At 42.2% G+C, this 14,946-nt stretch carries 13 protein-coding genes; 9 read left to right on the top strand and 4 right to left on the bottom strand.

Annotation, left to right across the window (positions count from 1 at the left end):
• Positions 1–111: 111 nt before the first annotated feature.
• Positions 112–741, bottom strand: coding sequence for a nicotinate (nicotinamide) nucleotide adenylyltransferase (gene nadD / locus RMY31_RS02620; protein WP_322661567.1), 630 nt, complete (start codon positions 739–741; stop codon positions 112–114).
• A 403-nt stretch (positions 742–1,144) separates the two neighbouring features.
• Here nadD and murC point away from each other — a divergent pair, with 403 nt between their 5' ends.
• From murC to RMY31_RS02640, 4 genes are all read left to right on the top strand, one after another.
• Complete coding sequence (gene murC, locus RMY31_RS02625) at positions 1,145–2,614, top strand: UDP-N-acetylmuramate--L-alanine ligase (protein WP_322661565.1); 1,470 nt, start codon at positions 1,145–1,147, stop codon at positions 2,612–2,614.
• A gap of 124 nt (positions 2,615–2,738) precedes the next feature.
• Entirely contained in the window at positions 2,739–3,731 is a 993-nt protein-coding gene (gene murB, locus RMY31_RS02630) for a UDP-N-acetylmuramate dehydrogenase (RefSeq protein WP_322661563.1), read from the top strand.
• A gap of 182 nt (positions 3,732–3,913) precedes the next feature.
• On the top strand, positions 3,914–4,261 hold the full coding sequence (locus RMY31_RS02635; RefSeq protein ID WP_322661561.1) for a YbaB/EbfC family nucleoid-associated protein: 348 nt from the start codon (positions 3,914–3,916) through the stop codon (positions 4,259–4,261).
• 155 nt (positions 4,262–4,416) lie between these two features.
• Positions 4,417–4,836, top strand: a complete 420-nt coding sequence (locus tag RMY31_RS02640) for a low molecular weight protein-tyrosine-phosphatase (RefSeq protein WP_409877162.1) — start codon at positions 4,417–4,419, stop codon at positions 4,834–4,836.
• Between the two features lie 89 nt (positions 4,837–4,925).
• Here the strand turns inward: RMY31_RS02640 and RMY31_RS02645 are convergent, their stop codons facing one another.
• Positions 4,926–5,609 carry a response regulator transcription factor gene (locus tag RMY31_RS02645; protein WP_322661557.1) on the bottom strand — a complete coding sequence of 228 codons (684 nt, stop codon included), beginning with the start codon at positions 5,607–5,609 and terminating at the stop codon, positions 4,926–4,928.
• Positions 5,610–6,084: 475 nt separating this feature from the next.
• Here RMY31_RS02645 and smpB point away from each other — a divergent pair, with 475 nt between their 5' ends.
• Both smpB and RMY31_RS02655 read left to right on the top strand, forming a co-directional pair.
• Positions 6,085–6,552 (top strand): SsrA-binding protein SmpB, encoded by a 468-nt coding sequence (smpB, locus tag RMY31_RS02650; RefSeq protein WP_214431330.1) that lies wholly within the window; start codon positions 6,085–6,087, stop codon positions 6,550–6,552.
• Positions 6,553–6,727: 175 nt separating this feature from the next.
• Complete coding sequence (locus RMY31_RS02655) at positions 6,728–7,006, top strand: WGxxGxxG family protein (protein WP_322661554.1); 279 nt, start codon at positions 6,728–6,730, stop codon at positions 7,004–7,006.
• A gap of 109 nt (positions 7,007–7,115) precedes the next feature.
• On the opposite strand, the gene RMY31_RS02660 is transcribed toward RMY31_RS02655, so the two are convergent.
• Together RMY31_RS02660 and RMY31_RS02665 are read right to left on the bottom strand one after the other, a co-directional pair.
• Entirely contained in the window at positions 7,116–8,540 is a 1,425-nt protein-coding gene (locus RMY31_RS02660; RefSeq protein WP_322661552.1) for an IctB family putative bicarbonate transporter, read from the bottom strand.
• Between the two features lie 501 nt (positions 8,541–9,041).
• Complete coding sequence (locus RMY31_RS02665; protein ID WP_322661550.1) at positions 9,042–10,592, bottom strand: GAF domain-containing sensor histidine kinase; 1,551 nt, start codon at positions 10,590–10,592, stop codon at positions 9,042–9,044.
• A gap of 868 nt (positions 10,593–11,460) precedes the next feature.
• On the opposite strand from RMY31_RS02665, the gene RMY31_RS02670 reads away from it, so the two are divergent.
• The 3 genes from RMY31_RS02670 to RMY31_RS02680 all read left to right on the top strand — a co-directional run bounded on the left by RMY31_RS02670 (position 11,461) and on the right by RMY31_RS02680 (position 14,869).
• The gene (locus RMY31_RS02670) at positions 11,461–12,654 is read left to right on the top strand and encodes a DegT/DnrJ/EryC1/StrS family aminotransferase (RefSeq protein WP_322661548.1); all 1,194 of its coding nucleotides are present in this window, start codon (positions 11,461–11,463) and stop codon (positions 12,652–12,654) included.
• Positions 12,655–12,935: 281 nt separating this feature from the next.
• Positions 12,936–13,844 (top strand): cyanoexosortase B, encoded by a 909-nt coding sequence (gene crtB, locus RMY31_RS02675; protein ID WP_322661546.1) that lies wholly within the window; start codon positions 12,936–12,938, stop codon positions 13,842–13,844.
• A 284-nt stretch (positions 13,845–14,128) separates the two neighbouring features.
• The gene (locus RMY31_RS02680) at positions 14,129–14,869 is read left to right on the top strand and encodes a cyanoexosortase B system-associated protein (RefSeq protein WP_322661545.1); all 741 of its coding nucleotides are present in this window, start codon (positions 14,129–14,131) and stop codon (positions 14,867–14,869) included.
• The last annotated feature ends 77 nt before the right edge of the window (positions 14,870–14,946 follow it).

Consider the following 14,946-nt stretch of genomic DNA (forward strand, 5'->3'; position numbering starts at 1 on the left):
GTCTTGCCCTCTGTATTTATGCCTATAAGTTGATATCTTTGACCCCAATCATATCGCAAAGGGGGATTATTATTAACCATAAAGTGCTGGATCTATAAAAAAACACACATTTTATTCAGGATTATCTGAGTAGAGGTTGTGGGCGGTGATGTAGACTCTAACTGGTTCTGGGACTAAATAACGAATGGCGTTGATGGAGTCATCGCGGCAAAGTTGACGAATTAGACTTGACGAAACTCCTAGTAAGGGTATATTCAGGAATTGCCAGTGAATAGAGTATGACTTTTCTCTCAGTTGTTGCTCTATTTGCTTGCAGATGAACTCGCTTTGAGTTATATTCTCACCACCGAGCAGTCGGGGTGCGATTAACCAATCACACATTTGTGCTAGTTCGTGTCCCCGATACCAACGGGGTAAGGTTTGGAAGGTATCCAAACCCACGATCCAGTACCAATGAGTATTTGGGTAAACAGCAGATAAGTCGATCAAAGTGTCGATCGCATAAGAATTCCCACGATTTTCCTCCAATAGTGAGACCGTAAACCCTGGGTTTTCTCTTGTAGCTAGTTGTAGCATTTCCACCCGATGCTCAAACAAAGCTGCTTTCTTGTGAGGAGGATTTCGTGATGGCACCCAAATGACCTTTTCTAAGGGTACTTGGTGCAAAGCTCTTTGGGCTACGAACAGGTGTCCCCAATGAACAGGATCGAATGTGCCGCCAAAAATTGCTAATTGTTGCATCCAGTTATGCCCTGGCTTTATGCAATTGAGAAATAGTTGCACTACCAAAGTACTATAGTACGCAATTCATGCCTTGGCTTGATGAAATTTAAAAGCAGTTTTGCTAAGAATTTACTATTGTAACCGATACTAGTGAGGAATCCCAAAAGATGTATTTCACATTACAAGAATTTCTTTCCCGATGTAGCGAAAATTTTCAGAATAATCTTAAAAACAGTTCAAAAATAGCAAAAACCTCCAACCAAGGTAAAATCATTCTCAACCAGCGAAACAACTGTAAAAAATCAACTCTCTAGCAAGAATAAACATGATACAGGAGCAGTTACGGTAAAAATCAAATTCCTGTTATGATACGCGTGTCATTTGTGATTTATGGTGTGGTGTGGTGTAAGAGGAGTAATAAATGAGTAATTCTGTAGATTTTGGCGGCAGACCATTTCATTTTATCGGGATCGGCGGCATAGGCATGTCTGCTCTGGCTTATTTACTGGTAAAGCGCAATCTACCAGTTTCCGGATCGGATATTCGTCCTAATCACATTACCCGACATTTAGAAGCGATTGGATCTCATATTTTTGCTAAACAAGAAGCTAGCAATTTTGATTTCTTTCGCTCAAAAGTAGCTACTCATGGAGTAGGATTAAATACTAAAGTAGAATTAACTGCGACAGAACAGGCAAAACTGCCGCAAGTAATTTGTTCAACAGCAATTAACAAAAGTAATTTGGAGTACGAAGCAGCTATAGAATTAGGCTGTCCAATTTTCCATCGTTCAGATGTTCTAGCTGCTTTAATTGCTGATTATCATAGCATCGCAGTAGCAGGCACTCATGGCAAAACCACCACGAGTTGCATGATTGGTTACATGCTACTGCAAGCTGGTTTAGACCCGACGATTCTTGTAGGTGGCGAAGTAAATGCTTGGGAAGGCAATGCTCGCTCAGGGAAAAGTCGGTATTTGGTAGCTGAGGCAGATGAATCAGATGGTTCTTTGGTAAAACATGCACCTGAGATTGGCATTATTACTAATATCGAACTGGATCATCCCGACCACTACGACACATTAGAGGAAGTTGTTGACACGTTCCAACAATTTGCTGCTGGTTGTAAAACCTTAATAGGTAGCATTGATTGTGCAACAGTACGCGATCGGCTAAAACCAACAATCAGCTATAGCCTACACTCAGACACTGATGCTGACTACACTGTTACTAATGTTGACTATCGAGCTGATGGGACAACAGCTCTGGTTTGGGAACATGGCAAAGCCTTGGGCGTATTGAAACTACGGCTGCTTAGTCGGCATAATCTGAGTAATGCTCTAGCAGCAGTAGCTGTTGGTCGGGTCTTAGGTTTAGAATTTGGAGAAATTGCCAAAGGCATTGCTACTTTTGAAGGAGCAAGAAGGCGCTTTGAGTTCCGGGGTGAAGTTGCTGGCATTACTTTCATTGATGACTACGCTCACCATCCGAGTGAGATTCGCGCTACTCTCGCTGCTGCACGCTTACAAGCAAGACCAGGGCAAAGAGTGGTAGCTATCTTCCAACCTCATCGTTATAGCCGTACACTGACCTTTTTAGAAGAGTTTGCCGAATCTTTTGCACATGCCGATCTAGTTGTGCTGACTGACATTTATAGTGCAGGCGAACCAAATTTGGGTCAAATTAGCGGCGAACAGTTGGCGATAGAAATTGCCAAACAGCACTCACAGGTAGTTTATCAGCCAACTTTACCTTTGGTAAGCGAGTTCTTGCTACAAACGCTAAGCTCTGGAGACTTAGCGCTGTTTCTGGGTGCTGGGAATTTAAATCAGGTAATTCCGGAAGTAATTACAACACTTTGTGAACCTGAACCTGCTACAGCCACATCTTAATTGAAGACATTAACAGAGGTTGATTCTCTCAACCAAATGACAATCTGGCCATAGTTTTATCGATTCACACCATTGCTGTATTTTTACGGCAGATAAATGTAAAATTTCACAAATCGACGTAAAAATGAAAATCTCCCAGGCAGATGGAAACGTCTGCACAGTTTCGACTACACATAAACACAAAACAGTTAATTCAGGCGAAAGTAAAATAATTTACTTAGAAGGCACTGATTGTGCAATCAAGTCCCAGGCTTCATTATCCGCATATACTTCATATAGAGTTGGGGGAGCAGCGGAATGGTACGTTGCTCCCCGCAATTTAGAAGCTCTGCAAGCAAGCCTTGAGTATGCAAAAGAACATGAATTGCCAGTAACAACACTAGGAGCAGGCTCTAACCTGTTGGTCAGCGATCGCGGTATAGCAGGCTTAGTCATCTCGACTCGGCATCTGCGTCATAGCTATTTTGACCCACAAACGGGTCAATTGACCGTCGCTGCCGGAGAATCAATTCCCAGCTTAGCATGGGAAGCAGCACAACTAGGATGGGAAGGATTGGAGTGGGCTGTTGGTATCCCCGGAACAGTTGGGGGTGCTGTCGTGATGAATGCGGGGGCACACAATAGCTGTATCGCAGATATGTTAGTTAGCGCCCAGCTACTTTTACCCGACGGTACACTAACAACCCTCACCCCTGCCGAGATAGGTTACAGCTACCGGACTTCATCACTACAAGGCAGCGATCGCATCGTCACCCAAGCTACCTTTCAGCTACAACCAGGTGCCGATCCAGCCCAAGTTTTGGCGGCAACCAAACAACACAAACAGCATCGGCTAACTACTCAACCCTACAATTTCCCCAGTTGCGGCAGTGTTTTCCGTAATCCTAAGCCTTATGCTGCTGGATGGTTGATCGAACAAACTGGTCTAAAAGGCTACCAAATTGGTGGCGCGCAAGTTGCACAACTTCACGCCAATTTTATCGTCAACCGTGGTGGAGCTAAGGCTAGTGATATCTTCTGTCTTATCCGTCATATTCAGCACCAAGTACAAGAAAATTGGTCGATTTTATTAGAGCCAGAAGTCAAAATGCTCGGAGAGTTTCAAGCAGCGTGTTAAATGACTGGGGACTGAGGACTAGGGACTGGGAGTGGGAAAATCTTTCCCCATACTTAGTATCCAGTACCCAATACCCAGTCCCCATACCTCGCATTAATTATTGGTAATAAAACAGGCAAATTACCGACCGCATCTATAATTGAATTTGACTTGTTATTCAACGCAAACACGGACAATCAATTATGACAGGAAAAGGACAAGGATTTGGCTTTGGTTTAGGAAAAATGAAAGAACTAGCCGAAGCTTTCAAAAAAGCTCAGCAAGTTCAAGAAGGCGCAAAGCGACTCCAAGAAGAATTAGAGCAAATGGAGATTCAGGGAGAGTCCGGTGGTGGTCTAGTTAAGGTGATTGTTAGCGGGAACCAAGAACCGAAGCGAGTGGAAATTTCTCCAGAAGCCCTAGCACAAGGAGCAGAAATACTTTCGGATCTTGTGACAGCGGCAATGAAAAATGCCTATGAAAAGTCTACAGCAACAATGCGGGAACGTATGGAAGACTTAACCAGTGGACTGGAACTGCCTGGATTTTAGTCAATAGTCAATAGTCAATAGTCAAAAACCATTAGACTATGGACTGTGGACTGTGGACTATTGACTTTTGACAAGTTTAAAAAATATTTATGCCTTACAAGCTGCTGTTTGTCTGCCTGGGAAACATCTGCCGCTCACCATCGGCAGAAAACATTATGAATCATCTAATTGACCAGGCTGGCTTGAGCGAACATATCCTCTGTGACTCTGCTGGTACATCTAGCTATCACATTGATAGCCCACCCGATCAACGGATGAGTGCTGCGGCTACTACAAAGTTAGGAATTAAACTGCGTGGTCGTGCCCGCCAGTTTCAAAAATCAGACTTTCAGAGCTTTGATGTGATTTTGGCGATGGATCTAGAGAATTTTGAGGATATCCTTGCTCTTGACCCAACAGGGCAACATCACGACAAAGTTTTCTTAATGTGTGAATTTTGCTCTCGACACACCCTTAAGGAAGTTCCAGACCCCTACTACGGTGGCGTAGAAGGTTTTAATCAAGTGATTGACTTGCTTATTGATGCTTGTGAAGGTCTACTCCAACATATTACCAGTCAGCAATCAATAGCTTAAATTCAAGAGTTATGAGCAATCTTTTCTCACACTAATTTCTATACAGGCGCTGCGGCCTTGTGGTTTTCCAAAATCCTAACTTTTTATTTTTATTCTACTAGACCATGCTTCATTGCAAAACGCACTAGTTCTGCTCGGTTGCTAGTTTCGGTCTTCCTCAATAAACTACTAACGTACTTTTCTACTGTTCGCGGACTCAAGTGTAGCTGTTGACCCATTTCAGCGTTAGACAGACCGTGAGTCAAAAGTTCTAGGACTTCCTGTTCTCTGGAAGTCAGAGATGACAGCAGTTGAGATTTCTGAACATGAGTGAATAAAGATTGATGAGCATCTACGGCTTTTGTTGGGGTGGCACTGCCCACACGATCTTTATGAGAAAAGCGGTACTCAGATTGAATGATTTGCGCTCGTTCTAGAAGATTGCGAATTGCTGCTGCTAACTCTTCTAATTCAAATGGCTTAGGCAAATATAAATCGCAGCCTGACTGATAGCCCAGAATTCTTTCCTGAGTCTTGGTGCGTGCTGTTAATAAAATTACAGGTAACAACCGGAACGCTGGTTGTTGACGTACCCGGCGTACCAGTTCATAGCCGTTCATTCGTGGCATAACAATATCCGTAACAATTAAATCAGGATGATACTCATCCACCATCACCAAAGCCTCTTGACCATCATTAGCTGTGATTACCGAGTAGCCAGACAACTCAAGATAATCGCTAATAGATAGACGAGTGCCCAGATCGTCATCCACTACAAGGATCGTCAAGGGCATGGACAATACACCCCTAGCATTTTTTTTACTCAGAAATTTGCTTCTACAAGCTCCACTAGTGAACACAGGCAATAAATAGTGTTCTTATGTTTCATACTATGACAGGATTACCGACTAATGACTGCCTGAGGGTGAATTTATAAAGAAAATCTTAAATCTTTAGGAAGGGTTCACGAAGTTTATTGTACCTTCGATTTCTAGTACTGGGAAGGTACATAGAGTTTTGTAATTTTTAACAACCTACCAATAATACAGAGCCATTACTCACCCTAATATAAATTAATATTTCTTTAATAAATAATCTTCTAGGGACTAAAGTTGCTGGCAAACTTTCAATTGAGAACTGGGAAAAGCTAAATTAATAGGATAACACTGATATGTAGTTAAGCATTTATAGTGGTTAAATATCCCTCTATAAGTTCACAACCTAGTCCCAACGATTTTTTAAGCAAATTTAACGCAAGCAAAATTCTCAATGAGTGACAAGAGCGAAAGTTATAAAGTTATTAGCGACAACCGTCAAGCCCGTTATTTGTATGAAATCCTGGAAACTTATGAAGTTGGAATTCAGTTGACAGGAACTGAAGTCAAGTCAATCCGAGCGGGTAAAGTTAATCTTCAAGATGGTTATGCTTTGATTCGCGATGGTGAAGCATGGCTGATCAACGTGCATATCTCTCCTTATAACGCCAGTGGACAATATTTTAATCATGAACCGCGCCGCACGCGAAAGCTGTTGCTGCATCGCCAGGAAATCCGTAAGCTCACTGGCAAGGTGGAACAGCAGGGTTTAACATTAATACCTTTGAAGATGTACCTCAAGCGAGGCTGGGTAAAGGTGAGTATAGCTTTGGGCAAAGGCAAAAAGCTTCACGACAAGCGAGAAGACCTTAAACGACGGCAAGATCAGCGTGATATTCAACGGGCAATGAAAAATTATTGAGTATAAGTGTGACTCAACTACCACAACAGAGTGAGGAATTGACTGAAGTAGAAACCATGTTGTATATCTTCAGCGTGAGTTGAGAAATCCGGGTTTATAGCCGCAGATTGATTTGGCTCATTTTGGGACTCGTTACAGTGGTGAATAGCTTTGCAAGGGATGAGGAACTTTCACCATGACACGTAATTTTACAGCATCTGTTGGCGCTGCTGTTCTCACCTTGAGTATGGCAATGCCGTTGACACTACCTGCGAAAGCTCAAGTTACTAATCCATCTAGAACCGACACTGTTCCGAGGACAACAACTTACGATCGCCGTGATAATTTTGATTGGGGTTGGTTGGGATTAATTGGTCTATTAGGTTTAGCTGGTTTATCAGGTAGAAAACGTAACGATGAACCTACCCGTTATCGTGACCCCAATGCTCCTGGGGCCACTACTTACAGAGACTAAGCAATTCAAAATTGACACCTTGAAAGTGTCAATTTCCACGGATGAAATTGGAAGTTACCGTCACAGTGCTTGGGCACTTGACGGTGATTGTCCACTTAATTCACCGACTTTAGTTTGCCGCAGGCTGTGGGTCTGGTGAATTTTGTTCTGGAGATTGGTTTTGATTCAAAGGTGTCCAGTAACTGGCAATTAAGGCAACCATGAACCACCAGAGAGTATTGACCTCGGGGCGAAACCAGATAGTATCCACTGTGCCGTGAGCCAGCATACCGAGTAAAGTGGCAAACGCTCCAATTAACCAAAATCCCTCTACGTTTCTCGATTGTCGCAATCTTCGTAGTTGCAGCAATGCACTATTAAAAGTCACAATTATCAGCCAAAGGAAACAAGCTAAACCAACAAAGCCAGTTTCTACAGCTACCTCTAGAAAAATCGAATAGGCACTCAAAGCAGTATAACGAGGATGTTGGTAAAGCGGGTAGACTTTATTAAAAGCGCTGTGACCAGGACCAATACCAATAATAGGGCGATCGCGAATCATTTCGAAGACAGCTTCCCAGACATTCCTACGAAAATTATTACTGCTATCTTGGCGATCGGCAAAAATGCTGAAAACCCGTAGGCGTACTGGCTCTACAAATATCACGGCTAGCACTAGTATCCCCAGCAAACCTCCCAAGATAATTGGTAGCGACCAAGTGCGCCAAAAAGGAGGCATTTGCACACTCCACCAATAAACTAGCAATGCCATCACAGTTAAAATTGCCACTAATAGCCCAATCCAACCACCACGACTAAAAGTCAAAACCAAGCAGGCACTATTAACAATTACCATTGTCAATGCTAAAGCTTTCTTAATCCAGCTTTGCCATACAAAAACTGCGACGAAGCTTAAAACTACAGCTGGTACTAGATATCCAGCCAATAAGTTGGGATTACCTAAATAACTGTAAACCCTTGTTGTCTTAGACAGAGGAGATTCAGGGTCTACCCAAGTTGCCAGTGCTGTGGCTCCAAAAAACCACTGGCGCAAGCCATATATACTCACAATTAGCGACACATGAAGGTAGAGAGTAATAATCCAAGACCGTAGGCGGGGCGACCTCAGTACTCTGGCACAAAGGGCAAATAACAGCAAATATAGGGTCAAAGTTAGGAAATCGCTCAATGCTGCCTTTTTCACTGGTGACAATGCTGTGGCTATAGCGGCGATTCCCCAGTAGAGAAATACTAGCAGGTGAATAGGGGTGAATAAGGGAGCATATGCTGGCGCTGGTTCATCAGACAAAGTCAACAGCAGCCAAAATCCTACACAAGCTACCAACAAAACTCCTACAAGAGAACTGGAAACAAAAGGGGCAAGAGCATACACCAAGCTCAGTAAAGCAGTCGCTATTATATCCCCCGACTGTATGAAGAAACTGCTTTGCCGCCAAGAGTGTAACAACCCAACCAAACGGTGCAGGTAGCTAGTAGCAAGATATGCTTTGAGCGGTAAATAAGATAAGGTAAATCGTTGCCAGACTAAATTCATAAAACACGCTGTGAACAATTAGCACGCCCGCGCAGAACCTGGACTTAATCATAATGCGGGTAATGATAAAAGTAATAGCGCAGATTGCAAATTAATAATTGGTAGTTGGACAAAGGTACGAGGCAGAAAGCAGGAGTTAGGAGGTAGCCTCAATGAACTTCATACACCAGCAAGCATGAAAATGCCAAGTGAGTTTTATCTATATAGATACTCATCGAAGAAGTATTTTCAAGGGAGATACCCATGGGCACTTGCCCCCAATGAGGCCATAAAAATATCTCCTACCCAGTCAACATTCATCCGTCATCCGTCCCCATTTTCAAGATAGAAAGCAATTGCTTAAACGCAACGGCACTTCCTACCCTTCGGGTTCTCTGTTCGCGCTAGCGGCGACCTAGGACAAGGAGTACGGGAAGTAGCCTAACGGAGTGCCTTAGAAACCTGTGCAACGCAACATCTCCCCAACGCAGTGGCTCCAAAATCTCAAATTCAAAATTCCTATCAGATATCGCTTTCTGGCGAGGCAGTAGCAACTTGTAGTGGCAAAGAAAGTACATAGCGATGTCCAGATTCTGGCGAACCTTGAATCGAAATTTGTCCCCCATGTAACTCTGCTAGATGACAGCTAAGCAACAGACCCAAGCGTTCGCGTGACAAATTATCGTTGTACTTAGCTAAATCCATATCAGTAGATATAGTAAACGCATCTGAGTCGGAAACACCCAAGTTTTGTGACTTCTCTAATGCGATTGGCCAGATATTTGAGTCTTCTTGATTTTCTGAACGAGTAGTGCAGGTTGCTGTTTCACCTGTAAGCTCAAGCAGGGATAAGGGATTAAGCCGGAAATATGGGTCAACCTCTGTTATGCCATCTCCTAGCCAGGGATGGGAAACCCAAATAGTAATATTGAGCGTATTTTCCTTATAAGAGACATGAATGCGAACAATGCTGCCTGTAGCAGAAAGTTGAATTACGCTGAAAACCAAATGATATAGAATTTGCCGCACTTTGTCTTTATCCAAGGGCCAAATTCGACTGCGTCCTGGTTCTATGGACAAGCGGATGTCTTGCTCGCGGCGGTTAGCAGCTTCTTCTAGCGTATTGATAGCTTGTTGACACAGCATTTCAATATCTACAGGAACTAAATTCAGCACAGCTGCGTTTTCATCTATTGCTCCTAGTTCGGTAATTTCGTTGACTAAAGAGAGTAAATATCGGCCACTATGTTGGATAATTTCTAAATATTCTCTTTGTTTAGTTGTCAACGGCCCATATATCTCACGTCCTAAGACACTAGCCATACCCAACACAGATGTTAAGGGTGTACGTAACTCCTGAGTAAGCTGCTCCAAAAGTTCTAGTTTCAGTTGCTTAGTAGAAACAGATTCTTTTTCCAAAGCAGGTGGGGTAACTTTAATGTCGCTATGATGGCTATCACTGAGTGTCAAGGCAGGAGCGCTCTTGAAAGTGGTTGTTTCCGCTCTACCTTGCAACAGTCGGTTGCGCTCAAATTCACTCATGCTCCAACGAGCTATTATTTGCAAAAACTCAATGTCCCGAGTTGTGAAGTTGCGCGGCACTAAATCCATTACTGCTAATGCACCTAAGCAATGCCCTGAAGCATCAATCAGTGGCGCTCCTAAGTAAGCGCGGATGCCATATTCCTGTACTAACTTGCTAGTAGCGAGTATTGGATCTGTAAGTTTTTGCGTATCATTAATGACAACTATTTGAAAATTCTCTACTACCTGCGCGCAAAAAGATTCCCGGCGTAATAGTTGACGGCTTTGCGCCAGATGATTCATTAACCCTAACCTAGATAAACCTACTGCTGACTTGAACCAGTGGCGTTCTTGATCTACAAATCCCAAGATGGAAATCGGCGCTTCCAAAAAATGGGCAGCAGTTTGAGTGGCTTCTTCAAAGACTGGTATTGTTTCTGCTTGCCGCAAACCTAACTCGGAGAGTACTTTGAGGCGTTGCTGTTCTCTTGTTTCCTGGGAAGCCCAACCATCCTTTAGGGAAAATAATTTGTTTTCAGGCTCTACCATTGCCACCGCTACCTTGATAATTGCTCGATATTGTAATTTTTATAACCGCTGTTTCCGGGTTATGATTTTCTATCTTTAAGCATTCCCCAATTTAGCTACCGACAAACAATTTTGGAACAAAAATTTTGTATTACTTCCCTAAATAGGGGGTGCGATCGCTTACTAGTTCTTAGTCACTGGTGCTGAAGCTCTTACTTAAGCCTAGTGTAACCAATATTGCCTAAGGTTTTACTACTATACAAAGTTAGTTTCAAATGCGACTAGGGTACTATAACGCTAATGATAGATTAAAAAGCTTATGTCATTCTCCGGTTATGTAACAAATAAGAATTTTTGGTCTGTACGCTTAATCTTGACTTGCTTAAAATTACTGTATAACTCCAAAAATAAAGTATTTTATTTTTAAGTATAAAAACTGAGGTTCTTTTTTATAAAGGCTGGCTCGATTTAATTAATTTTTACTTCAAATTAAATATTTACTAACAAAATTAATGGACATTTTAATTGATTATCAGATTGCATTTTCAATAATTAAAGTCATTTAGAACTCATTAAAATTATATAAGCACCTATGAAGTAAATTTATTTTTCAGGATATTATTCATTTTTGTTGCATAAAAATAGTTTATTGGAGAACCAAGATGATACTCCATAAAATTATAATTCTTGCTAAAAAAATAACAATCACTAATTAAAAATGCTTTGTTTAAGCGTTTGATAACTATTTAAAAAAATCATAATTAGAAAAATATCAAAAATTCATTAATATTTCATATTTAGTATTTGTATAAATTTTATTGTTAAGTCATAAATGGATTGTGATGGTAGTAAACAAAGTTTTAATATATAATCCCGAGGCTAACTGGCAATGAATCAAATGACTGTGAGAATTCCTTTTGTAGACCTTAAGTCACAGCACCAGCCAATTCAAACTCAACTAAAAGAAGCAATTCATGCCATATTGGAACAGGGAGATTTTATTTTAGGGCGGGCACTTTCAGATTTTGAAGCAGCATTTGCAGCTGCCTCTGGCACAAAATATGGTGTGGGTGTTGCTTCTGGTACTGATGCGATCGCCCTCGGTTTGCAAGCCTGCAATATTGGTTCTGGCGATGAAGTGATTTTACCAGCTAATACTTTTGTCGCAACATTAATTGGGGTGCTACGTGCTGGGGCAAAGCCTATTCTTGTAGATTGCGATCCCCAAACAGCTTTAATTGACTTAGAGGCAGCCGCCAAGGCAATTACGCCTCAGACCAAAGCAATTATTCCTGTCCATTTATATGGTCAAATGGTATCGCCACGACAGTTATTAGACTTTGCCAATACCTATAAATTGTTAATTTTTGAAGATGCGGCACAGGCACACCTAGCCGAAAGAGATGGATATCGAGCTGGTTCAGTGGGAATAGCAGCAGCTTTTAGTTTTTATCCCAGCAAGAATTTAGGGGCATTTGGTGATGGCGGGATGCTATTGACGCGAGATTCAGATGTAGCCCAGAAGATGGTGCGCTTGCGAAATTACGGTGCATCCCAAAAGTATTTTCATGTTGAATCAGGTACGAACAGTCGTTTGGATACATTACAAGCGGCAGTTTTACTAGAAAAATTACCATATTTGCCAGAGTGGAATCGCGATCGCCTGACTATCGCCCAGCAGTACGATAATGAGTTAGCACCTTTAGCATCTGCTGGCATTATCCCCGTACAAAACCACAGCGGCTCAGGACATGTTTATCATCTTTATGTCATTAAAGTTGATGAATCTTGTTTCATAGAACGCCAGCAAATCCAAGATAAATTAGCAGCAGAGGGAATTCAAACGGGCATTCACTACCCAATTCCCTGTCATCTTCAGCCAGCATTCACCTACTTAGGCTATCAACAAGGAGACTTTCCCCACTCAGAAAAGCTGGCAAAGCAAATATTATCTTTACCGATGTATCCTGGTTTGAGCAGTAGCCAAACCAAAGAAGTTGCATTGGCGATCGCTAGTGTAGTCTCAACTAGTTTACGCTCAGAGAGCCAGTCTTCTGCCCCAATTGGGAGTAAGGCAGCATGAATTAAAGACTAGCCCTTTCAAGAGAGAAAAAAAGAGATTTTTCGATTCACCTTGAAAGGACTAGAGTTAAAGACTTATGCTACAGACCAATCGCATTCGCCCTTAGAAGCGAACAACAGTTGTTGTGTACTGTAATTTACATTACAGTCTTTAATTAAGTTAGGTCAACATTAAAAAACATCAAACCGACACCAGGAATTCAGGAGCAAAGAGACAGAATAAAGGTTTTTCCTACTGACTTCTGACTCCTGACTTCTGACTTTTGACTAACCCTGGAAATTATGGCACTTCAGCAACAGCTTAGAAACAGAAATGCGGCACAATTATTGAGCATAGCCATTTTAGGCGTTTTGGTGCTGCTCTATGCTCCTATCTTGCTCCACTGGCTGGATGGTTGGCTGCACAAAAGTATCAGTATAGAACACGAATATTTTAGTCACGGTATTATCGGCTTACCGTTTGCCGCTTATTTAATCTGGCTTAACCGGAAAAAGTGGCAACGTCTACCAGATAACACCCATCCTTTGGGCGGTATTTTACTCTTTGTAGGGGGAATTTTTTATCTTAGCGGTGTCCCAGAGTGGGTTAACGTTTCTTTCCCCACCATACTGGCAGGATTATGCTTATGGTTTAAGGGCTTACCGGGCTTCCGATTACAAGGATTTCCGCTGCTGCTAGTATTTCTAGCAACCCCAACAGCAGTACCTTACCTGATTGCTCCCTATACCTTGCCTCTACAAAACTTCATCGCAGGTACGGCAGGCTTCATCCTAAATCAGTTTGGCATGGAAGTAACTGTCGATGAGATGAACATATACGTTGGCGGACGGATTGTAGAAGTTGCGCCCTATTGTGCAGGGCTAAAAATGTTGTTTACAACTCTCTACGTCAGCTTAATGTTACTTTATTGGACTAGTGCTTTATCTTCACGCCGTACCACTGCTTGGTTTTTATCTATTGCCGTCGTCATTAGCGTTAGTGCAAATATTGTTCGTAACACTTTACTGACTTTCTTTCACGGCACAGGTCAAGAAACCGCTTTTAAATGGCTGCATGAGGGATGGGGTGGCGATCTCTACTCTGCTTGTATGCTGCTGTTATTAGTACCTCTGCTAAATCGAATTAATAGTCATTTCTCAGTAGTTTCAGAAGAAACTCAACAAGAGTCAGGAGTGAGGAGTAAGGAGTAAGGGACTTCCAAATAAAAAATATCCGATCGCTTTTGAAACTGAGGAGGCTGGGGGAGAAGAATTTCAATAGTAGTGTTGCATACAGGAATTGGATAATTTATTTTTTGGAGTCCCCTTAGTTGTCAGTTGTCATTTATTATTAGTCTTCCTCATCTCCCTCTGCTCTCCCTGCTCCTTCATGCCTCTACCAAAACATGTAGTATAAGGATAGATTGTCAATATTACTGAACTCAGGGTGTTATTCTTTCAAGTAAAATTTTGCGTAAATATTGCAATTTTTACTAATGATTTCCTTATCTAAGTTTCTCAAGGAAAAGCAATGGACTTATGTGGCAGTGCTTTTGTTATTGCTACTACTGTTGATAATAGGAGGGGTTCCTGGATATCTGACAGGGCGTTGGCAATGGAAACAACCGCCACCTGTGACCAGCCTTAAGGAATTGAAACAGATACGTAAAACTGGATTAACTCTTCCTGGTTGGCAAACTATTGAACAAGCAGAACAACCAATTGGCGAACACAAATGGTCGTTACAAATACTTAAGAAAGCAGATTCGCAAAACCAAGCAATACTGCTTTTGTTACCACAAAACGGGCCGATGGATCAACCTGAGGTGGAGTGGACTGAGGTTAACGGTTGGGGAAAGTCTCGCTGGGGAAAATGGGACATAGCTCAATATCGTTCTGCTGGATTAACTGTTAAATACCCATCATCGGGGCCAAGTGTTGAAACTAAAGTAGAAGCTAGGTTTTTTCGCGTTTCTACAAGACAGGAAACCTTTGCTGCCTTGCAATGGTATGCGCTACCAGACGGCGGACATACATCACCTATACGCTGGTTCTTGGCAGATCAAGTGGCACAATGGCATAAGCATCGTACTCCTTGGGTAGCCGTGAGTATTCTCATTCCCATGGAGCCTTTAGGCCAGGTGGAAACTGCTTGGCCTTTAGCTCAGTCTCTTGGTGAAACAGTGCAAGCTACATTGATGGCAGGCCCTTTAGCAAGCACTTCAAGAGTGCATTGAAATACAGAGAATATCACGAAAATACAAAGGCGATCGCAAATATGCTGTGTGAGTTGGAAGTTAGCTTCATCCTCAAG

This window comes from Dendronalium sp. ChiSLP03b, assembly GCF_034531165.2.
Taxonomy (GTDB): Bacteria; Cyanobacteriota; Cyanobacteriia; order Cyanobacteriales; family Nostocaceae; genus Dendronalium; species Dendronalium minutum.

What these genes read in the sequence shown, in the direction of transcription:
- RMY31_RS02635 (WP_322661561.1), top strand. Translation starts at nt 3,914, where the DNA reads ATGACAGGAAAAGGACAAGGATTTGGCTTTGGTTTAGGAAAAATGAAA.
- nadD (WP_322661567.1), bottom strand. Translation starts at nt 741, where the DNA reads ATGCAACAATTAGCAATTTTTGGCGGCACATTCGATCCTGTTCATTGG.
- murC (WP_322661565.1), top strand. Translation starts at nt 1,145, where the DNA reads ATGAGTAATTCTGTAGATTTTGGCGGCAGACCATTTCATTTTATCGGG.
- crtB (WP_322661546.1), top strand. Translation starts at nt 12,936, where the DNA reads ATGGCACTTCAGCAACAGCTTAGAAACAGAAATGCGGCACAATTATTG.
- murB (WP_322661563.1), top strand. Translation starts at nt 2,739, where the DNA reads ATGAAAATCTCCCAGGCAGATGGAAACGTCTGCACAGTTTCGACTACA.
- smpB (WP_214431330.1), top strand. Translation starts at nt 6,085, where the DNA reads ATGAGTGACAAGAGCGAAAGTTATAAAGTTATTAGCGACAACCGTCAA.
- RMY31_RS02660 (WP_322661552.1), bottom strand. Translation starts at nt 8,540, where the DNA reads ATGAATTTAGTCTGGCAACGATTTACCTTATCTTATTTACCGCTCAAA.
- RMY31_RS02655 (WP_322661554.1), top strand. Translation starts at nt 6,728, where the DNA reads ATGACACGTAATTTTACAGCATCTGTTGGCGCTGCTGTTCTCACCTTG.
- RMY31_RS02640 (WP_409877162.1), top strand. Translation starts at nt 4,417, where the DNA reads ATGAATCATCTAATTGACCAGGCTGGCTTGAGCGAACATATCCTCTGT.
- RMY31_RS02665 (WP_322661550.1), bottom strand. Translation starts at nt 10,592, where the DNA reads ATGGTAGAGCCTGAAAACAAATTATTTTCCCTAAAGGATGGTTGGGCT.
- RMY31_RS02645 (WP_322661557.1), bottom strand. Translation starts at nt 5,609, where the DNA reads ATGCCCTTGACGATCCTTGTAGTGGATGACGATCTGGGCACTCGTCTA.
- RMY31_RS02670 (WP_322661548.1), top strand. Translation starts at nt 11,461, where the DNA reads ATGAATCAAATGACTGTGAGAATTCCTTTTGTAGACCTTAAGTCACAG.
- RMY31_RS02680 (WP_322661545.1), top strand. Translation starts at nt 14,129, where the DNA reads ATGATTTCCTTATCTAAGTTTCTCAAGGAAAAGCAATGGACTTATGTG.